This window comes from Pseudomonas sp. RIT411, from assembly GCF_003057735.2.
In the GTDB taxonomy this organism is placed as follows: Bacteria; Pseudomonadota; Gammaproteobacteria; order Pseudomonadales; family Pseudomonadaceae; genus Chryseomonas; species Chryseomonas oryzihabitans.
The window spans coordinates 52,218-74,811 of record NZ_QBIZ02000011.1 but is presented as its reverse complement, the minus strand read 5'-3'; the positions used below and the strand labels follow the sequence as shown (position 1 = coordinate 74,811).

The window sequence follows — 22,594 nt, the reverse complement described above, 5'->3', positions numbered from 1 at the left end:
AAGAAGGCGTAGATCGGGGTGTACCGCCTGAATGGGACTGACGAGCGTCGGGCAAGTGCGAGCGAAACGCGGGAAAGGGCGGGGGTGAGGGTGTTCCAGGCGGCACGAGTTGGCCACGTCAGGAAGCCCGCTTGCACTAGGGTTCCGGTGATCTCTGCTGTTGGGCGAACCAGCCAAGGAAAGCGGCCAGTCGCTGGCGGAATTCGGCAGCGGCTGCCTGAGGTTGCAAGGCCTCGGTATAGAAGAACTCGATTGCGACTCCTTGCTCGGGATACAGCCGCAAGGCCCGCGTCCGATGCTCTTCCAGCGTCCAGGGCCAGTCGATCTCGTCGGGCCGACGCAGCACCAGCAACGCGCGCAGCAGCCGCCGCGCCGCCTCTCGTTGCAGGCGCAACCGCTCAACGGGCAGCGTGCCCGTGACCAGGGTAGGCAGATACCCCTCCAACACAGGTATTACAGTGCCATTCACCGCTCGAGCGATGGCCGCGTCCGGCTTGAAGGGGGTAAAACGCCGCGCCAGATCCTCGCCCCACAGCCAGCGACAATGATGCTTGAGCCAGAACCCCCAACTGAGGCGATTGGCTGAGGCGAGGGCCTCGGCTCGGCGCCCGAGGTCAAAATCGATCTTGCTGACTTCAGGGTGGCCAAGCTCCAGCGTGCGCCGCAGATGCTCCAGCTCGTTCACCTGGGTGCTCGGGCAGGCATCGCTCAGGATCAACGTGAGATCCAGATCAGACTGCGCCGGTCGGGCACGACCTTCGGCCACGCTGCCATAGACATAGAGCGCGACCAGATGCGCGCCCAGCAAAGCTGGTAACTGACTGCAGACGGCGGTCAGCACCGCCTGGTACTCGTGCTGGAAGGGCAACACCGGCACCTGGCGGATAAAACCGGCTGCATCCAGTCCATTGTCAGCCGCATGCATCAGAACAACCCCATCTGCTGATCCAACAGCCGGTCGAAGCGGTCCCCGACGAAGGGCAGGATGGCGTCGGCCACCGGGGCCAGCTGGCGCTGCACATAGTGGTCGTAGTCCGGCGGCGCATGGGGAAACTCGACCGGTTCGGCGCCGGCGGTGGTGATCAGGTAGCTGATCCAGCCGCCGCGGCGAAAGCGGCTGCGGCGGCCCAGGCGGGCGCCTTCCGCCTCCAGCAGGCGCGCCGCGCGGACCTGGGGCGAGAGGTTGCTCTGGTATTCCTCCAGCGGCCGGCGCAGGCGCTTGCGATAGACCAGCAGGTCGTCGAAGTCGCCGGCGCGGGTACGGGCGACGAAGTCGCGCACATAGTCCTCATGGGGCTCGCCGGTGAAGATGCGCAGGTAGAGCTCGCGCTGGAAGCGCTGGGCCAGCGGCGACCAGTCGCTGCGCACCGTCTCCAGCCCCTTGAACACCAGCTCCGGCTGGCCATCGGCAGCGGGGCGCAGCCCGGCGTATCTCTTCTTGCTGCCCTCCTCCGCGCCGCGGATGGTGGGCATGAGAAAGCGGCTGAAGTGGGTCTCGTACTGCAGCTCCAGGTGGCTTTCCAGCCCCAGCTCGGTCTGCAGCTGCGCGCGCCAGTAGGCGTTGACCGCCGCCACCAGGTCGCGACCGATGCGCTCGGCCTCGGCCTCTTCGTGAGCGCGGCCGAGCCAGACGAAGGTGGAATCGGTGTCGCCATAGATCACCCGATGGCCATGCGCCTCGATCAGCTCGCGGGTCTGGTGCATCACCGCATGACCGCGCAGGGTGATGGACGACGCCAGGCGGTGATCGAAGAAGCGGCAGTGCGGGGTGCCCAGCACGCCATAGAAGCTGTTCATGATGATCTTCAGCGCCTGGGCCAGGGGCGCATTGCCGGCGCGCTTGGCGGCGTCGCGCCCTTCCCAGACCCGCGCCACCATCTCCGGCAGGCAGTGCCGGGTGCGATGGAAGCGCGCGCCGCGAAAGCCCGGCACCGTCTCCGCCTCGGGCAGCGCCAGGCCCTCCACCAGGCCCACCGGATCGATGAGAAAGGTGCGGATCAGCGAGGGATAGAGACTCTTGTAGTCCAGCACCAGCACCGAGTCGTAGAGCCCGGGCCGGGAATCCATGACGAAGCCGCCAGGGCTGGCCTCGGGCGGCTGGGCGCCGAGATTGGGCGCGACGAAACCCTGGCGGTGCATCAGCGGCAGATAGAGGTGGTAGAAGGCGGCGATGGAGGCGCCATGCCGCTCCAGCGGCAAGCCGGTGACGCTGGCCCGCTCCAGCAGGAAGCGCAGCAGGCCGGTCTTGGCGAAGATGCGCGTGACCAGTTCGCAATCCACCAGGTTGTAGCGCGCCAGGGCGCTCTTCTCGCCGGCGAACATGCGATTGATCGAGGCCATGCGGTCGTGGGGATTGTCGATGGCCTTGCCCTCGCCCAGCAGGGTGCGGCTGACGTTCTCCAGGCTGTAGGAGGGAAACACCCAGGTCGCCGACTTGAGCGCCTCCACCCCGTCGATGATCGGCCGCCCGGCCAGCAGGGCGTGGAAGGGCCGGCCCTGGCCGCCGGGTTCGTAGCGATCGTCCTCGACGGCGCCGCGGCCCAGGTGCAGGGTCACGCCCAGTTTGCGCGCGTGCTCGTGGAGCACGCGGATGTCGAATTGCAGCACGCTCCAGCCGATGATGACGTCGGGATCGTGGCGCGCCATCCAGGCGTTGAGGCGTTCGAGCAGGGTGGCGCGGTCGGCGACGTATTCCAGGTCGAAGTCCACCGCGGCATCTTCCCCGGTCGGCGGGCCGAGCATGTACACCTGGCGCTGGCCGCAGCCGTGCAGGCCGATGCTGTAGAGCTCGCCGCGCTCGCTGGTCTCGATGTCCAGCGACAGGGTGCGCAGCGTGGGGCGGTAGTCGGGATCCGGCCGCAAGGGCGCGCCGTCGGCGGTGGGCAGCGTCACCGGCGCGGTGATGAAGCGCTCCATGAGAAAGCGATCCGCCGGGGCGATGTCCGTCTCGTAGACGTCGATGCCGGCGGCGGGGAGGCGCTGCTCCAGTTCGCGCAGGGTGCGATAGCGCGGCGCATAGAGCCCCAGGACGGGGCGCCGCTGGAAGTCCTGCAGCGCCAGCTCGCGGATCTCCACCCCGGCCGGCAGCAGGCGCTCGATGTCCGCCCGTCGTGCGGCCGGGGCAAAGGCCACCGCCTGTTGCCCCGGCACCCGCAGCTGGTGCGGACCGCTGTCGGTGGCGAACCAGAACACCAGCTCCATCCCGGTGGAAGTCTCGCGCCAGAGGCGTGTCAGCAAGAAACCCTGGACGGCGGCCAAAGCGGTGGCGCTCCTCGACATGGATGAAAGACCCATTCTCGCAAGGCCAGCCGATACAGGCGACCTCGGCGCGCCCGGTGGTCCGCTCGTCGCCCCCGCCGAATGGCCTGTGTCCTGTGGCGATGATCTTGCATCGAATGCCCACACCCGTCGTAGAGCCGACTGTTCGGCGCCTGGGCGCACCCTAGCTTTCAGTTGTCAGGCCGTGTCATGAATCCGTTGTCGTCGTCGTTTCCCACCGCTGCCGCACCCCGCTACAACGCCCAGCAAGCGCGCGTGCGCGAGCAGGCGTTTCGCTGGCTGGAACAGGACGTCCTGGTGCTGGATACCGAGGCGACCGGCCTGGGCGAGGATGCCCAGCTGATCGAGGTGGCGGTCATGACCCTCAGTGGCCGGGTGCTGCTCGATACCCTGGTCCGCCCAGGCATCGCCGTACCGCGCGAGGCGACCCTGATCCATGGTCTGACCGACGCCCACCTGGCCCAGGCGCCGCGCTTTCCCGAGGTGTTCGCCACCCTCTGGCCGCTGCTGCGGGGCCGCACCGTGCTGGCCTATGGCATGGCCTTCGACTATCGCCTGCTGGCGCACAATGCCCGCCTCCACGGCCAGGCCCTGCCGCCGGAACTGGAGCGCGAGACGCCGCCGGTGCAACTGGTGGATGGCACCCGCCTGCACTGCCTGATGCAGCTCTATGCGCACTTCTGGCAGGAGCCGAGTCTGGACAGCCGCAGCCAGGACGGCTGGCGCCGCAAGTCCCTGGCCATGGCCGCCCGCCAGCAGGGCGTCGTGGTGCAGGAAACCCATCGCGCCCTGCCCGATTGCCGACTCAAGGCCGCCCTGGTGCAGGCGCTGGCCGGGGAGGCACCGGCCACCTGGCAGGGTCTGCAGGCGCTGGCGGGCTAGCCGAGCGGCAAGGTACCGGCTGGCAGACAGGCTAACGCTGCGCGACTTGCCATACTGGAGTCGTCATCCCGCCCGAGGTCCCGCCATGAAAGCCGTCGTCTACGAAGCCTTTTCCGCGCCACCCCGCCTGTGCACGGTGCCGGACCCCACCCCCGAGCCCCATGGCGTGGTGCTCAGGGTCATGGCCACCGGCGTCTGCCGCAGCGACTGGCACGGCTGGGTCGGCCATGACAGCGACATCGAATTGCCCCATGTGCCGGGCCACGAACTGGCCGGGGTGGTCGAGGCGGTGGGCAGGGACGTGACCCTCTGGCGCGTCGGCGACCGGGTGACGGTGCCCTTCGTCGGTGGCTGCGGCGCCTGTCCGCAGTGCCATGCCGGCCACCAGCAGGTCTGCGATCACCAGTTCCAGCCCGGCTTCACTCACTGGGGATCCTTTGCCCAGTACGTCGGCATCCACCAGGCCGATCTCAATCTGGTCGCCCTGCCCGAGCAACTGGACTTCGCCACCGCGGCCAGCCTGGGCTGCCGTTTCGTGACGGCCTTTCGCGCGGTGGTCGATCAGGGCCGGGTCAGCGCCGGCCAGTGGGTCGCGGTGCACGGCTGCGGTGGCGTCGGCCTCTCGGCGATCATGATCGCCCGCGCCCTGGGCGCCCAGGTGGTGGCCATCGACATCACCGCCGACAAACTGGCCCTGGCGCGTCGGCTTGGCGCGGTGGCGACGATCGATGCCACCCAGGTGGCCAGCGTGCCCGAAGCGGTGCAGGAACTGACCGGCGGCGGTGCGCACCTCTCCCTCGACGCCCTCGGCCATCCCACCACCTGCTGCAATTCCATCGCCTGCCTGCGCAAGCGCGGCAGGCACGTCCAGGTCGGACTGCTGCTGGGTGACCAGGCGACCCCGGCGCTGCCGATGAACCTGGTGATCGCCCGGGAACTGGAGATCCTTGGCAGCCACGGCATGCAGGCCCATCGCTACGACGTGCTGATGGCCATGCTGCGCCAGGGCACCCTGGCGCCGGAGAAACTGATCGGCCGCGAGATCAGCCTGGCCGAATCCGGCGCGGTGCTGATGCACATGGACAGGTTCGAAGGCACCGGGGTGACCGTCATCACCCGCTTCGACTAGTCCTGGCTAGTCGGCCTCCGCCGCCTGCAACACCCAGCGCAGGCCCTGGAGGTCCTCGGCGGACAGGGTCTCGCGCAGGCGGCAGAGGCGATAGTGAACGCGGGTGTTCATGGCCACCCACTCCAGGTCCTGGCGGGTGGGCTGGGCGACGAAGTATTCGCCATAGCGCTCGTCCAGCCCGGCCATGCGGTACTGGCCCTTGAGCGGCAGATAGATCTGGTTGTTCATCTCCCAGCGACTGGCGCTGCAGCCATGGAAGCGCACCTTGTCGCCAAAGGTGGACAGCTGGGTGCGAAAATCGGTGGTGGCATTGCCGGCACTGGTCTTGAACTGGCTGGCGATGACGCTGAAGACGATACCTTCCGGCGAGGGCGCGCCCCGCCATTCGATGACCCGGCGATTGAGCGCCGTGTCGAATCCATCGGTGAAGATACCGGCGGCCTGCGCCGTGAGCGTTGGCAGGGTCAAGGCACCCAGCAACGCCATCATTGTTTTCAAAACGAGCTCCTGGTGATGACCCCGGCGTCTAGCCTGAGGCAGCAGGCCGAGGCGGCAAAGGGCCAGCTTCAGACTTTGGAGACCCGATTGGCTGAAAGGTGCCCCCGCCGGTCCGGATAAGCGGTATCTTTCACAGTCTAGCGACGAGCCCGTCTCGTCCACCCCCTTGAACCGTCGCCGGCGAGGCGTACGGCCCGACCACGAAACGACCGGCCAAGCCGCCGGAGAGCACTGCGAGGATCTATGAGCGCTGCGGACATCGATTGGAAGACCCTCGGTTTCGACTACATCAAGACCGACTTCCGCTATATCGCCACCTATCGCAACGGCAGCTGGGGACCCGGCGAGCTGACTCGCGACAACCAGCTGCACATCAGCGAAGGCTCCACGGCCATCCACTACGGCCAGCAGTGCTTCGAAGGCCTCAAGGCCTATCGCTGCCAGGACGGCTCCATCAACCTGTTCCGCCCCGACCGCAACGCCGCGCGCATGCACAAGAGCTGCGCCCGCCTGCTGATGCCGCCGGTCCCCACCGAGATGTTCATCGACGCCTGCCAGCAGGTGGTCAAGGCCAACGAGGCCTGGATCCCGCCCTACGGCACCGGTGGCGCCTTCTACCTGCGCCCCTTCGTCATCGGCGTGGGTGACAACATCGGCGTACGCACCGCCCCCGAATTCCACTTCGTGGTGTTCGGCATCCCGGTCGGCGCCTACTTCAAGGGCGGCATGACCCCGCACAACTTCGTCATCTCCAGCTATGACCGCGCCGCGCCCCAGGGCACCGGCGCCGCCAAGGTCGGCGGCAACTACGCCGCCAGCCTGATGCCCGGCGCCCAGGCCAAGGCCGAAGGCTTCGCCGACTGCATCTACCTGGACCCCCTGACCCATCGCAAGATCGAGGAAGTCGGCTCGGCCAACTTCTTCGCCATCACCGGCGACGGCAAGTTCGTCACCCCGCGCTCCGAGTCGGTGCTGCCGGGCGTGACCCGCATGTCGCTGATGGACCTGGCGCGCGAGCGGCTGAACCTGGAAGTGGTCGAGGGCGACGTCCATATCGACCAGCTCGACCAGTTCGTCGAAGCCGGCGCCTGCGGCACCGCGGCGGTCATCACCCCCATCGGCGGCATCCAGTACGGCGAGAAGCTGCACGTCTTCCACAGCCTGACCGAAGTCGGCCCGGTCACGCGTAAGCTGTACGAAGAACTGACCGGCATCCAGACCGGCGATAAGCCGGCGCCGGAGGGTTGGATCGTCAAGGTCTGACTCGCGGTTGGTTTGGTTTGAAGAAGGCGCCTCAGGGCGCCTTTTTCATTGGACAAGGGGTTGGCGGTAGGTTGGGTTGAGCGCAAGCGAAGCCCAACGCTACGGTGCTACAGGCTTGGCTTTGTCGGTGCCTTGGCTGCTTATCGAGTGCGTTGACGGTTTTGATTTCGCCCACCCGGGCGAGTCACTTTTGCCAATCGCGGCTGCGCGCCCCGGACAAAAGTAACCAAAAACGCTTGCTCCGGGTCCGCTCACGCCAGCGCCGCTCCGGGGTCGGCCTACACGGGCCGTCCATGGCCCGTTAGGCCTCTCGCCGCATCCCTGCGGCTCGACCCACTCCACGACACTGGCGTTCGCCCTCCTGAACGGGGCGATTCACGTGCCTGATGCTTTGGGTGCAAACCGGTAGGGTGGACAACGGCGCAGCCTTGTCCACGCGTTAAGCGTTACTCCCTCAGTGGAAAACGCTGCGCGGTTTTCCACGCTACAACCTGTGAACACCCAAGTATCAGGCTTGCGTCCCGTCCCCGTCAGTGAGGCCGAGTGCAGGCGTTGCGCAGGGGGATGCGAGGCAGGACGCCGAGCAAGGCGCGAGGGGCAGGAGGCCCCTTCGTGCCGTGCCCCCGGAGCGGCGCCGGAGCGCGGGGACCCGGAGCGCAGCGAAGGGCCGAAACGTGGGGACAAGCGTTTTTGGTTACTTTTTTGGCGTTTGAAAAAAGTGACTCGCCCGGGTGGGCGAAATAGCAACCATCAGCAAACCACAATAATAAGCCAGTACAACAGCTCAAACCCAAAGCCTTGGGCTTCGCCTGCGCTCAACACAACCTACACAACCAACCTCCCCTACACCCCCTCCCGCCGCCGCAGGATGGCGCGGGCGCCGATGAACAGCACCGCCACGCAGATCGCCGCGGCGATCAGCCAGCGCTTCGACACATGATGCTCGGCGAAGAAGTCGCGCAGGATCTCGCCCACCGCATAGCCGATGCCGGTCATGACGAAGCCCCAGAGCAACGCGCCGATGATGTTGTAGAACAGGAAGCGCCGTGGGCGTACCCCACTGGCGCCGATCAGCAGCGGGCCGATCAGGCGGAAGCCGTAGGCGAAGCGGATGCCGATGATCCACAGCGCCTCGTGGCGATGGATGCGGCTGCGCAGCCAGTCGATGCGTGCCTGCTGGCGCTTGAAACGACCGAGGATGCTGTCGCCGTAGCGACGCCCCAGAAAGAACAGCGTCTGGTCACCGATGAAGCCGCCCAGGGCCACGCAGACCGCCGTGAGCGGAAACAGCAGATAGCCGTGGCGGGCGGCGATGCCGGCCAGGATGGCCACGCCATCGCCCTCGATCAGGGCGCCCAGCACGGCGGCGCCGTAGCCGTAGTTGCTGATGACCTCGCTGTCGATCATGGCGCGTCCCTAGAGACCGAGGATGGTCAGCATGATGAAGGTGCCGAACAGCACGAAGTGGGTCATACCCTCGATGGCGTTGGTCTCGCCGTCGTTGAGGTTGATGGCGGCGACGATCAGGGTCACGGCCATCATCACCGTCTGCACCGGGGTCATGGCCATCTGGATGGGCTGGCCATTGAACAGGGCGATGGCTTCCACCACCGGTACGGTGAGGATGACGGTGGACAGGCTGGCGCCCAGGGCGATGTTGATCACCGACTGCATGCGATTGGCCATGGCCGCGCGCAGGGCCGTGAGGATCTCCGGACTGGCGGAGATCACCGCCACCACCAGGGCAGGCACCAGGGCCGGCACGGCCAGGCCTTCCAGGCCGGTATCCAGCGACTTGGACATCACCTCGGCCAGGGCCCCGGTGGCGACGATGCCGACGATCAGGAGGCCGATGGACAGCGCCGAGCTGCTCTCGCCATGGCCGCCTGCCTCGCCCTGTCCTTCCACGGCAGGGCGCTTGCGCTTCTTCTCTGGGTAGCTGTAGCTGAAGAAGTAGCTGTGTGGACCGGTCTGCATGCGCAGGAACAGCGCATAGAGCAGCGCCATGGCGCCGATGGTGAAGAAGGAATAGACGTGCCACTGGGCCGTGGGGATGAATTCCGGCACCAGCATGGAGATGCTCACCGCGGTCATGATCATCACGCCGTAGCTGCGGCTGGAATCGTCGTTGTAGGGCTGCTCGCCGTGCTTGAGGCCGCCGAGCAGCGCCGCGAGACCGATGATGCCGTTCATGTCCAGCATCACCGCGGCGTAGATGGTGTCGCGGGCCAGGGTCGGCGAGTGGTCGTGGCTCATCATGATCGCCAGGATGATCACCTCCACCAGCACGGCGGAAAGGGTCAGGATCATGGTGCCGTAGGGATCGCCGACCTTTTCCGCCAGCAATTCGGCGTGGTGGGCGACGCGCATGGCCGCGCAGATGATGGCGGCGATCAGGCCGCCGGCGGCGACCAGCGCCAGGGTCTGGCCACCGCCGAGCAGCGCGTGTTCGAACACATAGGCCAGCACCGTGGCACCGATGGCGACCAGCAGCAGGGTTTCGTCTTTGAGGGCGGCGAGCATGGAAAAGGCGTCCTTGGTTGAGCAATGCCTTGTTACGACCGCCATAGACGGCAAAACGCTCGCACTGCGATACGCCCCTGCCCTGATCGCCCGCGCGGCGGCCCCTCAGCCGACCCGGGCGCGTGGCGCCAGACGCTTCCACACCGCCTTGGTGCCGGTGGCGCAGACCTGGCGATAGCCCAGGGCGTGACGCTCGACCAGGTACCAGGACACCACCGCCAGCGGCAGGGTGATGCCGATGGAAAGGATCACCATGGTCCAGGCCTCGATGCCGGGAATCACCGCCGCCAGGGTCTGCTGCACCGGAAAGGAGTAGATGTAGAGGCCATAGGAATAGTCGCCCACCTCGTTGAAGGCGCGGATGCGCCCGGCCGGCACGAAGGCGAGATAGAGCAGCACGTAGCCCAGCACCAGGTTATAGACCAGAAAGAAGCTGTCACGGTCGGGCGTGGCCACCGCCAGCAGCGCCACGGCGGCGGCGAAGAGCGCGCGCGACAGCGGGATGTAGGCGCGCAGCACATAGAAGGCGCCACCGAGAAAGAACATCTGGAACAGCCGCAGCAGATGGGATTCGCTGGCGAAGAAGTAGTGGGCGAACAGCTTGAACAGGGCGGCGCCCACGGCGAACAGCAGGATGGCGCGCTGGAAGTGGCGGCTGTCCAGGCGCAGCCAGAGCACGGCCAACCAGAGCAGCGCCAGCGCGCCGTACATGCCTACCTCGAAGGGCAGCGTCCACAGCGAGCCATTGACGATGGCCTGCAGCGGATTGCCCTCGAACAGCCCGGGCAGGTCGAACTCGGCGCCGGCGATCAGGCCGGTGTTCTTGAACAGATAGAACCAGGTCTGGGGATCGCTCAGATAATCCTGCAGGGGCGCCCGGGTCAGCCAGGCGCCGAGGCCGAGCACCGTCAGCACCAGCATCACCAGTAGCCCCGGTACCACGCGCAGCGCGCGACCCCAGACGAAATCGATGATGTCGGCCCGGCTGAGCAGGCTCTTGGTGACCAGGAAACCGCTGGTGATGAAGAAGATGTCGACCGCGATGTCGCCCAGGGTCATGCCAAGGCTCTCGCGTCCGGGCTCCGCCGTGGGGGTGCCACTGGAGATGGCGAAGCTGTGGCTGAAGACCACGGCGAGCGCCGCGATCATGCGAATCAGATTGAGATTGTTGTTCTTGCCGCCAACATGATCCTGAACGGTCTGCACGGATACCTCACGCGTGGTGTTTGGAGCCATGCGTCCCGATTGTAGTCAGATCCAGACCCGATGCAGGCGTTATGGCCTTTTGCTGGCCCAAAGCGTGGAATGCTAGGAATTTCTGACCGACGAAGCCACCGTACATCGGTCAGCGGGAACCCGGACGGCTGCGGAAAACCGGGCAAAGCGTGCGACAATCGTCCATCTTTTCCTGATTCAAGCTATCCCGAGGATCCCATGTACGACTGGCTCAACGCCCTGCCCAAGGCCGAACTGCACCTGCACCTGGAAGGCACCCTGGAGCCCGAGTTGCTGTTCAAGCTGGCCGAGCGCCATGGCGTCGCCCTGCCCTGGGGTGATGTCGAAGCCCTGCGCGCCGCCTACAACTTCGGCAATCTGCAGGAATTCCTCGACCTCTATTACGCCGGTGCCGACGTGCTGCGCACCGAGCAGGACTTCTACGACCTGACCTGGGCCTATCTGCAGAAGTGCAAGGAACAGAACGTCATCCACACCGAACCCTTCTTCGATCCTCAGACCCACACCGATCGCGGCATTCCCTTCGAGGTGGTGGTGCGCGGTATCACCCAGGCGCTGGCCGATGGGGAAAAGCAGCTGGGCGTGACCAGCGGGCTGATCCTGAGCTTTCTGCGGCACCTGTCCGAGGACGCCGCCCAGGCCACCCTGGATCAGGCGCTGCCGTTCCGCGACCACTTCGTCGCCGTCGGCCTGGACAGCTCGGAAAAGGGGCATCCGCCGAGCAAGTTCAAGCGCGTCTTCGCCCGTGCCCGCGCCGAAGGCTTTCCGGCCGTCGCCCACGCCGGCGAGGAAGGTCCGCCGGAGTACATCTGGGAAGCCCTCGACCAGCTCGGCGTGGTGCGGATCGACCACGGCGTGCGCGCCTTCGAGGACGAGCGCCTGATGGCTCGCCTGGTCGACCAGCAGATTCCGCTCACCGTCTGCCCGCTGTCCAACACCAAGCTCTGCGTGTTCGACGACATGAGCCAGCACACCATCCTCAAGATGCTCGACCGCGGCCTCAAGGTCACCGTCAACTCGGATGACCCGGCCTACTTCGGCGGCTACGTCACCGAGAACTTCATGGCCCTGTACGAAGGCCTGGGCATGACCCAGGAACAGGCCCGGCGCCTGGCGCAGAACAGCCTCGACGCCCGCCTGGTGAAATGAGCATGAGCCTGACCGCTGCCGAGATTTCCTACTACGAACGCTTCGCCGAGCGCCTGGCCGATGCCGCCGCCGTGGCCATCCAGCCCTACTTCCGCGCCCAGCTGGCGGTGGACGACAAGGGCGACGCGGCCGTCGCCGGGCGTCGCTACGACCCGGTGACCATCGCCGACAAGGCCGCCGAACGGGCCATGCGCGAACTCATCCAGGCCGAGCACCCGGATCACGGCATCCTCGGCGAGGAAGAGGAAAACGTCGCCGGCAGCAGCCCCCTGAGCTGGGTGCTCGACCCCATCGACGGCACCCGCGCCTTCATCACCGGCCTGCCGCTGTGGGGCACCCTGGTGGCGCTCAACGACGGCAGCCGCCCGGTGATCGGGGTGATGAACCAGCCCTTCACCGGCGAACGCTACCTGGGCACCCCGGCCGGCGCCTGGCGCAACGGCGCGGCCCTGCGCACCCGTCCCTGCGCCAGCCTGGCCCAGGCCCGGCTGATGTGCACCAGCCGCGATATCTTCGACACCCCCGAGCGCCTGGCGGCCTTCGACGCCGTGGCGGCCGAGGTACAGCTGGCCCGCTTCGGCGGCGACTGCTACGCCTACTGCATGCTGGCCTCGGGCTTCGTCGACGTCATCATCGAGGCGGGCCTGCAGCCCTACGACGTCCAGGCACTGATCCCCATCATCGAAGGCGCCGGCGGCCGCATGACCGCCTGGGACGGCGGCGATGCCCAGCAGGGCGGCGCCATCCTCGCCTGCGGTGATCCGAAGTTGCATGCGCTGTTGGTGGAGCGGTTGCAGCACCTGGCCTGAGGCTTGGCAGACGGCTTCGTAGGTTGGGTTGAGCGGAGCGAAGCCCAACACGGAGTCTGCCGTGATGTCTTGGCTTATCAGTGCCCTATTTGCTTATCGAGTGCTCGGATGGCTTTTGTTTCGCCCCCTCGGGCGAGTCACTTTTGCCAGTCGCGGCTGCGCGCCCCGGACAAAAGTATGCAAAAACGCATGCCTCACGTTCGGCCCTTCGCTCCGGCGGCGCTCTAGGGGCACGGCACGAAGGGGTGTCCTGCCTCGCACCTCCCTCCGCAACACCTGCACTCGGCCTCACTGACGGGGACGGGAGGCCAGCCTGAGACTACGGTGTTTACAGGCAAAGTCAGAGCGATTCGTAGCGTGGAAAACCGCGCAGCGTTTTCCACTGAGGGAGTAAGGCCTATCGCGTGGACAAGGCTGCGCCGTTGTCCACCCTACCGGTTTGCACCCAAGGCATCAGGCTAGCGAATCGCCCCGTTCAGGAGGGCGAACGCCAGTGTCGTGGAGTGGGTCGAGCCGCATGGATGCGGCGAGAGGTCCAGTGGGCCATGGACGGCCCATCTGGACCGACCCCGGAACGGCGCTGGCGTGAGCGGACCCGGAGCGAAACGGAGGGCCGGATGGTCGGGGCAAGCGTTTTTGCTTACTTTTTTGCGGGGCGCGCAGCCGCGACTGAAAAAAGGGAGTCGCCCGGGTGGGCGAAACAAAAACCTTCAAAGCGCTCGATAACCAGCCCTGGCACCAATACCAGCCATCGCGGCCATGGGCCGCTCCTACAGGCCCAATCCAAGCCTGTAGGAGCGGCCCAAGGCCGCGATCGCCCCCCGCTAACCTCTTAAGCCCCCTCTAAGCCAACTCCCGTATACCGGCAGGATTCCGCCAAGAGTTCCTGCCGTGCTCCCCTCTTCTTCCACCGCTTCCCCCAGAGCCGCACAGCTGGAGCGGGCCTTGCTGCTCGGCTGCCTGGCCGCCTACCTGCTCGCCGGCCTGTTCGGTCGTGGTCTGTGGAAGGCCGACGAACCCTATTCCTTCGGCATGGTGTGGAATTTCCTCACCACCCCGGACTGGCTGGTGCCCCGAGTCGGCACCGCGCCCTTCATGGAAAAGCCGCCGCTGATGTACTGGACCGGCGCCTTGACCGCGCGACTGGCCGCGCCCTGGCTGAGTGCGCCCGACGGCGCGCGGCTGGCGGTGCTGGGCTGGATGCTGGTGACCCTGGCCGCCCTCGCCTGGCTGACCGAGCGGCTGCTGCCCGGCCGCCGGCGCGAGGCCGTGCTCGCCCTGCTGGGCATGCTCGGGGTGGTGCAGCACAGTCATCTACTGATCGCCGACGTGCCGCAACTGGCCGGCGCCACCCTGGGCCTCGCCGGGCTGGCCGCGCAGCTGCACGACAACCGCCATCCCTGGCGCCGTGGCCTGCTATTCGGCAGCGGCCTGGGCATCGCCTTCATGAGCAAGGGCCTGCTGGTCCCCGGGGTGCTGGGCCTCACCGGACTGCTCTGTGCGCTCTGCTGGCCGGGGCGGCTGGTCGAGCCGGAAGGACGGCACTGGCTGCTCGCCGCCAGCCTGGCCGCCCTGCCCTGGCTGCTGGTCTGGCCGGCGCTGCTCTGGCACCGGTCGCCGGAGCTGTTCCATACCTGGCTGTGGACCAACAACATCGGCCGCTTCTTCGGCCTGGAAGCGCGCAACAGCGATACCGACGGCCTGGCCTCCAGCCTGGCGGATCTGCTGGCGCTGTCCTTTCCCACCGGGCTGATCCTGCTGGGCGCCACGCTCTGGCAGCTGTATCGCCGCGGCGGTAGCCCGCTGAAGCGTCTGGGTCGGCATCCGGGACTGGCCACGGTAGTGCTCTATGCCATCGTCTGCCTGGCGGTCCTGCTCAAGTCGGCGGTGTTCCGCAGCCTCTATCTGCTGCCGCTGTTTCCGGCCCTGGCGCTGCTGGCGGCGCGACTGCAGCCACCGCCCGCGCTCGCCGCCCTCGGGCGCACCCTCGGCCTGGCCTTCTGGACGCCGATCATCGCCTTGCTGACGCTAGGCGGTTTCGGCCTGGCGCTAGGGTGGCCGCTGCCCTGGCCAGCGCTGGTCCGGGACCACCTGCCGCTCGCTGAACGACTACCGGTCGGCCTGCTGGCCTGGACCCTCGCCGCGCTGGCGCTGCTCGGCTGGGGCCTGGCGCTAGGGCTGCACAGACGCCTGGCACCCGGCAGTCTCTGGTTCGTCGGCCTCACCGTGAGCTGGAGTCTGGCCAACAGCCTCTGGCTGCCCTGGGTCGACCTGGGCAACAGCTACGCCCGGCCCTTCACCGAGTTGCAGCGGGTGCTGCCACGGACGGATTGCGTGGCCAGCTACGGCCTGGGCGAGTCGGAGCGTTCCATGCTGCACGTCTACGGCGGCTACCCCCCATTGGAGCTGACCGCTCTGCATCAGGCGCCCTGCCAGGTGCTGGTGGTGCAGGACGAATGGCACGAAGCCGTGGCGGTACCGCCGGGCTGGCAGCTGCTCTGGCAGGGCGCCCGCCCCGGCAATCTCAAGGAGCGCTTCCGCGCCTTCACGGTGTCGCCGAGGGTGCCCTGAGGTGTTGGATGCACAAGCCAACCTACGGCGGCTCCCCACGCAGGTTGGGTCGAGACGGCTCCATCGTCGAAGCCCAACGGACCGCGATCAGGAGTCGCTGCCATCGCCCCAGGCCGCGAGCAGATCCTGGGATTCCATCACCAGTCCCAGATGCAGGGAGACCATGCTCAGCGCCGCGCGCTCCAGGCTTTCATCGGTCCCTCGCACCAGGTCGCGCAGGACGATGACGCGATAGGTGCGGTTGCTGGCATCGAAGGCGGTGTTGAGCACGCAGCAGTCGGTGAAGCCGCCAACCAGCACCACGGTGGTGATGCGCTGGTTGCGCAGCAGGAAGTCCAGGTCGGTGGGATAGAAGGCCGACAGCCGCCGCTTGTTTTCCACCCGCAGATCCTCGGGCAGCACCTCGGTGAGCAACTCGGTCCAAGGCGAGCCTTCCAGGGCATGGGCGTCGGCATTGGGAATCGGCCCGACGTGCAGCGGAAAGGTCCGTCGCCAGGCCGCGGGAATGCCGCCCAGGTCATCGGCGCCATTGGCGCGCAGTACCGACTTCACATGGACGATGCGCACGCCCAGGGCGCGGGCCTGGCGGTGGAAGGCATCCACCGGCGCCACCAGATCGCGGGCGCGTGGCGCCGGGCAGGGGCAGTCCGGCGAGGCGTCCAGGTGGCCGCGGTGCAGGTCGATGGACAGCACCGCCGTGGTGCTCGGTTCAGGTAATCGGCGAAGTCCGTCCGCGCCAGCAGCCGGGGTTCCTCATAGACGAAAACACGCAGGTTCATCGACGCTCCTCACGGACATAGGCTTCGCCCAGGGCGCCGGGTTGGCTCAGGCGGTCACGCCCGGCCAGGGCGACCCAGATCATCACGCCCAGGGTGACGGCATAGGGCGCCATCAGGATGAAGTATTGCGACAGCCGCACCCCGGCGGCGGCCAGTTGCGGAATCAGCGCCTCGATGCAGCCGAACAGCAATGCCCCGGCCAGGGCGCGCCAGGGCGACCAGCGGGCGAAGATCACCAGGGCCACGGCGATCCAGCCACGGCCGCCGGTCATCTCGGCGATCCACAGCTTGGTGCTGAGCACGGCGATGTAGCCGCCGGCGAGACCCACCAGCGCCGCGCCGGCGAGGATCGCCAGCAGTCGATAGCCGGCCACCGAGAGACCGGCGGCATCGGCCGCCTGGGGATTCTCGCCCACCGCCCGCAGGCGCAGGCCGGGGGTGGTGCGTTCGAGCCAGGCGATGACGGCGAGAAAGATCAACGGAGTCAGGTAGACCAGCAGGTTCTGCTGGAATAGACGCCCCACCAGCGGCAGCTCCGACAGCGGCCAGAGCGCCAGCGCCGGCAGGCCGGCCACCGGCTGGTTGGTCCAGCCCCAGAGGGTACCGAGCAGGCCGGTGAGGCCCTGGCAGAAGAACACCAGGGTCAGGCCGGCGATCACCTGGTTGATGCGCAGCCAGATCACCATGACCGCGAACAGCAGCGAGACCAGCGCCGCCGCGCCCATGGCCGCCAGCAGCGCCAGGCCGGCATTGTCCAGGGCCAGTTGCGCGCCGATGCCGAACAGCGCGCCGACCAGCATCAGGCCCTCGGCATGCAGGGCCAGCACCCCGGATCTTTCCGTGAGGATCAGCCCCAGCGCCGCCAGGGCGTAGGGTATGGCGAAGTCGGGGACGTTACCCAGCCAGCTGGCGAGCAGGTTCAAGCGGCACCTCCCTGGCTGCGTCTGAGCCGATGGCGGATGAAGAAATCCGAGGACGCCACGCAGATGACGATCAGCGCCTGGATCAGCTGCACCATGGCGAAGGGGATCTGGTAGAACACCTGCAGATTGCGCCCTGCGACGAACAGGGTCGCCACCAGGAAGGCCACCACGGCGGCGGCCAGGGGGTTGTTGCGCGCTAGGAAGGCGATGAGGATCCCGGAGAAGCCATAGCCCTGGTAGAAGGACTGGGTCAGCCGCCCCTCCTGCCCGGCCGCCACCACGAAGCCGGCCAGCCCGGCCAGGGCGCCGGAGGCCAGCACCGTGGCGAGGATGGTGGTGCGCACCGGCACCCCCACGGCGCCGGCCACCCGCGGATTGGCGTCGACGAATCTCAGGTAGAGCCCGGCCCGGCTCAGGGCCACGAACCACCAGGCCAGCACCGCCACCAAGAGCGCCAGGGGCACCGCCAGGCTCAGCCCGGGCAGCAACTCCGGCAGCCGCTCGAAGGGGCGGAACAGCGGCGAATAGGGAAAGGCGTCGCGCGGGTCCTTCCAGGGACCGAACACCAGGTGCAGCAGGAAGTTGGCGGCGATGTAGTTGAGCATCAGCGAGGCGATGATCTCGTTCACCCCCAGGCGCAGCTTGAGCAGCAAGGGCGCCAGTGCCCAGAGCAGACCGCCGAGCAGCGCCGCCACCAGCATCAGCGGCAGGCGCAGGGCCTCCGGACCGATCTCGAACAGCGACACCGCCGTGGCGCCGATGGCCCCCCAGATCATCTGGCCTTCCAGGCCCAGGTTCCAGAAGCGCGCGCGAAAGGCCAGGCAGCCGGCCAGGCCGACCAGGATCACCGGCGCGGCCTGGAACAGGGTGGCCTGCAGACTCTGGGCATCGAACAGGGTGGCGACCACGAATTCGTTGAGCAACTCGCCGGCCGGCACCCCGGCCAGGACCAGGATCGCAGCCGACAGGCCCAGGCCCAAGAGCAGCGCCAGGCCGAGGATCAGCGCCTGCCAGGGCCAGGCCAGCTGCTGGCGGATCTCCAGGGTGTAGCGCCGGCTGAACAGCGGTTGCCGTGGTCGCGGGCCATCGACCGGGGAAAGCGGAGCACTCAGGGGTTCAAGCATGATTCACCATGGCATGGCCGATCGCCTGGCGATCGGCGGGTCGCTGGAATTCGGCGACGAGGCGTCCGGCGCTCATCACCCCGATGCGATCGGCGAGGGCCAGCACCTCGTCCAGGTCTTCGCTGATCAACAACACCGCGGCGCCGGCCTCGCGGGCAGCCAGCAGCCGTGCCTGCACCTCGGCACCGGCACGCACGTCGAGGCCACGGCTGGGGCTGTGGGCCAGCACCAGCCGCGGTTCGCGGCCGAACTCCCGGGCGATCACCAGCTTCTGGGCGTTGCCGCCGGAGAGCAGCGCCGCCTTCTGCCGCACCGAGCGCACGCCCTGAACATCGAATTGCGTGACCGCCGCCTGGGTCGCCGCTTCCTGGGCGCGTCTATCCAGGCGGGCGAAACCACCGAAGCGACCGCTGTGCACCGCACCGATGGCGAAGTTGTCGGCCACCGACAGGGAGCCGGCCAGGGCACTGCCATAGCGGTCGGCGGGAATGGCGGCGATGCGCAGGTCGCGGCGGCGGGCGCTGGCAGCCGCGGCCAGGTCGCCGAAGCCCTCCAGCCGCACCTCGCCTTCGTAGGGCTGCGGCAGTCCCATCAGCACATCGGCCAGTTCACCCTGGCCGTTGCCGCCGACGCCGGCGATGCCATAGATCTCGCCAGCGCGCAGTTCCAGATCGATGCCATCCAGGGCGCGCCGCCCGCCGCGTTCCGGGGTGCGCAGGCCGCGCACCCTGAGCAGCGGTGCCCCGGCAGCACGGCGCGGGGTGTCGGCCAGCGGCTGGGCGTCCCCCACGGTAAGACGTACCAGTTCGTCCACCGACACCTCGGCGGGGTCCAGGCTGCGCAGGGTGCGACCGCCGCGCATCACCGTGAGGCGGTCGGCGTAGGTCAGGGCGTCCTGCATGCGATGGGTCACCAGCACCACCGCCGCGCCCTCCGCCGCCAGGGCGCGCAGGGTCTGCAACAGCCGCTCGCCTTCGCCATCGGTAAGCACCGCGGTGGGTTCGTCGAGGATGAGGATGCGCGCCCCGGCCAGTAGCACCTTGAGGATTTCCACCCGCTGCTGCTCGGCGATGGACAGCTCCGCCACCCGCTGCTCCGGGCGGATGGCGAAGCCCAGGGCGGCGGCCTGCTGGCGAATACGCTCGCTGATCTCGGCCAGGCGCCGGCGATGGCTACCCTCCCCCGCCGGCAGGCCGAGCAGGACGTTCTCCGCCACACTGAAGGGTCGCACCAGCTTGAAGTGCTGGTGGACCATGCCGATGTGCAAGCGGGCGGCGTCCGCCGGACCGCGTAGCCGCACCAGGTTGTCGTCCACCAGGAGCTCACCGGTCTCCGGCGCATAGAGGCCGGCGGCGATGTTCATCAGCGTCGACTTGCCCGCGCCGTTCTCGCCGAGCAGCGCATGCACCTCGCCCCAGCGCACCAGGAAATCCGCCTGCTGCAGCGCCTGGAAGCCATCGAAGGTCTTGCCGACGCCGCGCAGTTGCAGGGCGTTGTGTCTTTTCATGCTGGTCGGCCTTTATCCAGGGATCGCCTCCGTGGAAAACGCTGCGCGGTTTTCCACCCTACTCAGGCATCAGCTCCGGTGCCGGGCCTCGAGAGACCCGGCACCCAGAGGTGAACCGCTACTTCTGCGTCGTCACGCCCTGGACGAACCAGTCCATCTGCCACAGCGCCGGGTCGGACAGCACCTGGCCGGCGGGGACGCGCTCCTTGCCGTCGCGATCATTCAGGGGACCGGCGTAGATCTGCTTGCCCTTGAGCAGGGCCTCGCGCTCGGCCAGGATCTTCTCCTGGGCCGCCTTGGGCACGGCATCGCCGAAGCCGGCGATGTCGGTGCCGCCGTCGGCCATGGACACCAGGGCACCGTTGGGCGCGGGTTTCCAGTGGCCGGCGATCACGCGCTTGAGCTCGGGCACCAGGAAGCGATCCCAGACCCACACCGAGGAACAGAGGGTGGCCTTGGGCGCGAACTGGCGCATGTCGCGGTGGTGGCCGGTACCATACACGCCGCGCTCCTGGGCGACGATCTGCGGCGTGGGGGTGTCCACGTGCTGGCCGATGACGTCGGCGCCCTGGTCGATCAGGGCGGCCGCCGCGGCGCGCTCCTTGACCGGATCGTTCCAGCTGCCGGTATAGATCACCGTGAGGGTGGCGTTGGGATTCATCTGCCGGGCGCCTAGCTCGTAGGCGTTGATGGTCCAGTTCACCACGCCGAAAGGATTGGCAGCGACGAAGCCCAGCTTGCCGGTCTTGGAGGCCGCGCCCGCGGCCATGCCGCAGAGGTACTGGCTCTCGTAGGTACGACCGTAGAAGGATTCCAGGTTGCGCCCGTTGGTGGTGCCCGAGGCGTTGAGGAAGGCCACCTCGGGATACTGGTCGGCCAGTTGCTTGAAGGTGTCGGAATAGCCGAAGGCGGTACCGATGACGATGTTGGCGCCGCGCTTGATGAAGCGCTCGGCCGCCGGGCGGATGGCCGAGGCGGTCTCCGGCACGTTTTCCACGAACTGGATCTTCAGGCCCAGTTCCTTCTCGATCTTGACCCGCGCCTCGTCCATGGCCTGGGTCCAGCCGCCGTCGTTCTTGGCGGTGAAATACAGCATGGCGATCTTCGGCTCGCCCTTGAGGGTGAAGCCCTCGTCGTCCGCCCGTGCCACGCTGCCCAGCCCTACCAGCGCCAGCACGCACGCCACTCTTCCCAGCCATCTGCTCAGCATCGTCTCGTCCTTAGTCTTGTCTACAACATGTGGTTGATACGGAACACGTTGCCTTCCGGGTCCAGCAGCACCGCCTGGTACCAGTGGTAGTAGGTTTCGTAGGGCGCCTTCAGCAGCCGGGCGCCAGCGGCCTCGGCCACCGGCACCAGCCGGTCCACCTCGGCGCGGCTGTCCACCTCCAGGTTGAGCAGGAAGCGGCAGCCTTCACTGCCGGCGAATTCGCCCAGCCCCAGCAGTTCATAGGCTTCCGGCGCATTGAAGCCGATGGCGGTCTTGCCGGTGTCCAGGCCGCGAAAGATCGGCGAGCGGATCGCCTCAATCTCCGGGAAGCCGAACACCCGCTGGTAGAAGCCGCTCAGGGCCACCACGTCCTGGGCGAAGACGTTGACGTAGGAAAGACTCGGCATCAGGCCACCCGCACGCCGGTCTGGGTACCGCCAAAGGTGGTCTGCTTGACGAACTTGGATCTCAGGTGGTCGCCCGAGGTGATGGGCGCATGGCGCGGCGGCGTGCCGGGCGTGGCGCAACCGGGCAGGCATTCGATGAGGGTGTCGTAGTTGGGCTGATGGAAGAACACCAGGGACTGGCGGCGGGTGTCGCAACCGGCATCCGCCGGTGGATTTACCACCCGGTGCAGGGTCGAGACCCAGCGGTCGTTGGTCCACTGCATCATCAGGTCGCCGATGTTGACCACGAAGCTGCCCGGCACCTTGGGCACGTCCACCCACTCGCCGTCGGCATTGCGCACCTGCAGGCCGCCGGGGGCGTCGTCGGGACGGACGATGGTCAGGCTGCCGTAGTCGGTATGGGCCCCGGCGCGCAGCTGGCCAGGCAGCGCCGCCTCCTTCTGGTGGGGATAGCAGAGGGTGCGGAACATGCTGATGTGGCGATCGATGCGGCTGTCGAAGTAGGTCTCCGGCAAGTCCAGCCCCAGGGCGAAGAGCCGCATCAGGGTGCGCGCCAGATCGCTCATGGCGGCGAAATACTCGGCATAGGCCTGGCGAAAGCCGGGAATGGCCGCGGGCCAGACATTGGGCGCGAAGTGCGGCCCGGCTTCGGGACCGCGGTAGTAGGCCGTCTCCGGGACATCCAGCGGCCCGATGGAAAAGGATTCCTTGAGATCCCCCGGCGCCGCCTCCTCCAGGCTGTAGGACAGACTTTCCTCGGCCACTGCGCTGTAGCCGCGTACCTGATCCGGGCGCGGTCGATCGGCCTTGCGTTTCTCGGCCAGCGGCAGGTCGAAGAAGGCCCGCGACAGGCGCGAGACGCGCTCGACCAATTCGTCGGGCACCTGGTGGTGGGTGATGACCAGAAAGCCGATGTCGCGGCAGGCCTGGTCGACGGCCTTGGCCACCGCCTGCTTGCCGGCGGTCGAGCCTGCGAAATAGGGGGCCAGATCGATGATGGGAACACTGGACAGCGGCATGACGGACCTCACGAGTGGGACGGAAGGAGACAGCGCGACGCACGTTCACCGGGCAGGACGGCAGCAGTGAAATTGCAACCGTTGTGCCATCTTTGGACCATTTGGTAAAAACTATAAAAGCTAATCAAAACAGCGGGTTGAGGGAGAAAGTCAGGATCCGCTGCTGGTGCGCTGCACCTCGAACGGTCAGCGTGCACCGGGGTGGCGCCTGGGGGTGCGGTCAGGGCTGACAGGGAAGGCTTTGGGGTGTCGGATCGGCGTGGCGGTGTTGGGCTTCGCTGCGCTC

General features: G+C 67.4%; 19 protein-coding genes. 6 read left to right on the top strand and 13 right to left on the bottom strand.

All coding sequences use genetic code 11. The features are described from left to right. Positions 1 to 136: 136 nt before the first annotated feature. Positions 137 to 925 (bottom strand): nucleotidyltransferase domain-containing protein, encoded by a 789-nt coding sequence (locus DBY63_RS15990; RefSeq protein WP_077171516.1) that lies wholly within the window; start codon positions 923 to 925, stop codon positions 137 to 139. Next, entirely contained in the window at positions 925 to 3,258 is a 2,334-nt protein-coding gene (locus tag DBY63_RS15985) for a DNA polymerase II (RefSeq protein WP_108582426.1), read from the bottom strand. Before DBY63_RS15985 ends, DBY63_RS15990 begins: the two co-directional genes overlap by 1 nt. A gap of 210 nt (positions 3,259 to 3,468) precedes the next feature. On the opposite strand from DBY63_RS15985, the gene DBY63_RS15980 reads away from it, so the two are divergent. Together DBY63_RS15980 and DBY63_RS15975 are read left to right on the top strand one after the other, a co-directional pair. After that, positions 3,469 to 4,161 (top strand): 3'-5' exonuclease, encoded by a 693-nt coding sequence (locus DBY63_RS15980; RefSeq protein WP_077171514.1) that lies wholly within the window; start codon positions 3,469 to 3,471, stop codon positions 4,159 to 4,161. Between the two features lie 85 nt (positions 4,162 to 4,246). Continuing rightward, positions 4,247 to 5,290 (top strand): zinc-dependent alcohol dehydrogenase family protein, encoded by a 1,044-nt coding sequence (locus DBY63_RS15975; RefSeq protein WP_108582425.1) that lies wholly within the window; start codon positions 4,247 to 4,249, stop codon positions 5,288 to 5,290. 6 nt (positions 5,291 to 5,296) lie between these two features. Here DBY63_RS15975 and DBY63_RS15970 read toward each other — a convergent pair whose 3' ends face one another. Beyond that, positions 5,297 to 5,788 (bottom strand): hypothetical protein, encoded by a 492-nt coding sequence (locus tag DBY63_RS15970; protein ID WP_169742435.1) that lies wholly within the window; start codon positions 5,786 to 5,788, stop codon positions 5,297 to 5,299. A gap of 243 nt (positions 5,789 to 6,031) precedes the next feature. Between DBY63_RS15970 and DBY63_RS15965 the strand changes: the two genes are divergently transcribed. Beyond that, positions 6,032 to 7,051 (top strand): branched-chain amino acid aminotransferase, encoded by a 1,020-nt coding sequence (locus DBY63_RS15965; RefSeq protein WP_027600068.1) that lies wholly within the window; start codon positions 6,032 to 6,034, stop codon positions 7,049 to 7,051. Between the two features lie 843 nt (positions 7,052 to 7,894). On the opposite strand, the gene DBY63_RS15960 is transcribed toward DBY63_RS15965, so the two are convergent. The 3 genes from DBY63_RS15960 to DBY63_RS15950 form a co-directional block, all read right to left on the bottom strand. After that, the gene (locus tag DBY63_RS15960; protein WP_027600931.1) at positions 7,895 to 8,458 is read right to left on the bottom strand and encodes a DedA family protein; all 564 of its coding nucleotides are present in this window, start codon (positions 8,456 to 8,458) and stop codon (positions 7,895 to 7,897) included. A gap of 9 nt (positions 8,459 to 8,467) precedes the next feature. Then, positions 8,468 to 9,574: a calcium:proton antiporter gene (locus DBY63_RS15955; RefSeq protein ID WP_027600066.1), complete on the bottom strand. Its 1,107-nt coding sequence runs from the start codon at positions 9,572 to 9,574 to the stop codon at positions 8,468 to 8,470. A gap of 105 nt (positions 9,575 to 9,679) precedes the next feature. Then, positions 9,680 to 10,780, bottom strand: a complete 1,101-nt coding sequence (locus DBY63_RS15950; RefSeq protein ID WP_256204019.1) for an acyltransferase — start codon at positions 10,778 to 10,780, stop codon at positions 9,680 to 9,682. A gap of 228 nt (positions 10,781 to 11,008) precedes the next feature. Here DBY63_RS15950 and DBY63_RS15945 point away from each other — a divergent pair, with 228 nt between their 5' ends. The 3 genes from DBY63_RS15945 (at position 11,009) to DBY63_RS15930 (ending at position 15,339) form a co-directional block, all read left to right on the top strand. Then, a complete protein-coding gene (locus DBY63_RS15945; RefSeq protein ID WP_108582424.1) occupies positions 11,009 to 11,959 on the top strand; it encodes an adenosine deaminase in 951 nt (316 codons plus the stop codon). Positions 11,960 to 11,961: 2 nt separating this feature from the next. Next, on the top strand, positions 11,962 to 12,768 hold the full coding sequence (gene hisN, locus DBY63_RS15940) for a histidinol-phosphatase (RefSeq protein ID WP_108582423.1): 807 nt from the start codon (positions 11,962 to 11,964) through the stop codon (positions 12,766 to 12,768). Positions 12,769 to 13,659: 891 nt separating this feature from the next. Then, the gene (locus DBY63_RS15930; protein ID WP_146750258.1) at positions 13,660 to 15,339 is read left to right on the top strand and encodes a hypothetical protein; all 1,680 of its coding nucleotides are present in this window, start codon (positions 13,660 to 13,662) and stop codon (positions 15,337 to 15,339) included. Between the two features lie 87 nt (positions 15,340 to 15,426). On the opposite strand, the gene DBY63_RS15925 is transcribed toward DBY63_RS15930, so the two are convergent. The 7 genes from DBY63_RS15925 to DBY63_RS15895 all read right to left on the bottom strand — a co-directional run bounded on the left by DBY63_RS15925 (position 15,427) and on the right by DBY63_RS15895 (position 22,308). Continuing rightward, a complete protein-coding gene (locus DBY63_RS15925) occupies positions 15,427 to 16,032 on the bottom strand; it encodes an isochorismatase family cysteine hydrolase (protein WP_218565014.1) in 606 nt (201 codons plus the stop codon). Positions 16,033 to 16,114: 82 nt separating this feature from the next. Then, complete coding sequence (locus DBY63_RS15920) at positions 16,115 to 17,041, bottom strand: ABC transporter permease (protein ID WP_108582420.1); 927 nt, start codon at positions 17,039 to 17,041, stop codon at positions 16,115 to 16,117. Beyond that, positions 17,038 to 18,165, bottom strand: coding sequence for an ABC transporter permease (locus DBY63_RS15915; protein WP_027600938.1), 1,128 nt, complete (start codon positions 18,163 to 18,165; stop codon positions 17,038 to 17,040). Before DBY63_RS15915 ends, DBY63_RS15920 begins: the two co-directional genes overlap by 4 nt. Next, positions 18,158 to 19,672, bottom strand: coding sequence for an ABC transporter ATP-binding protein (locus DBY63_RS15910; RefSeq protein ID WP_108582419.1), 1,515 nt, complete (start codon positions 19,670 to 19,672; stop codon positions 18,158 to 18,160). Before DBY63_RS15910 ends, DBY63_RS15915 begins: the two co-directional genes overlap by 8 nt. A gap of 118 nt (positions 19,673 to 19,790) precedes the next feature. Continuing rightward, a complete protein-coding gene (locus DBY63_RS15905) occupies positions 19,791 to 20,882 on the bottom strand; it encodes a BMP family ABC transporter substrate-binding protein (RefSeq protein ID WP_108582418.1) in 1,092 nt (363 codons plus the stop codon). Between the two features lie 20 nt (positions 20,883 to 20,902). Next, positions 20,903 to 21,289 carry a VOC family protein gene (locus DBY63_RS15900; protein ID WP_027600056.1) on the bottom strand — a complete coding sequence of 129 codons (387 nt, stop codon included), beginning with the start codon at positions 21,287 to 21,289 and terminating at the stop codon, positions 20,903 to 20,905. Further along, a complete protein-coding gene (locus tag DBY63_RS15895; RefSeq protein ID WP_027600055.1) occupies positions 21,289 to 22,308 on the bottom strand; it encodes a 2-oxoglutarate and iron-dependent oxygenase domain-containing protein in 1,020 nt (339 codons plus the stop codon). Before DBY63_RS15895 ends, DBY63_RS15900 begins: the two co-directional genes overlap by 1 nt. Positions 22,309 to 22,594 lie beyond the last annotated feature (286 nt).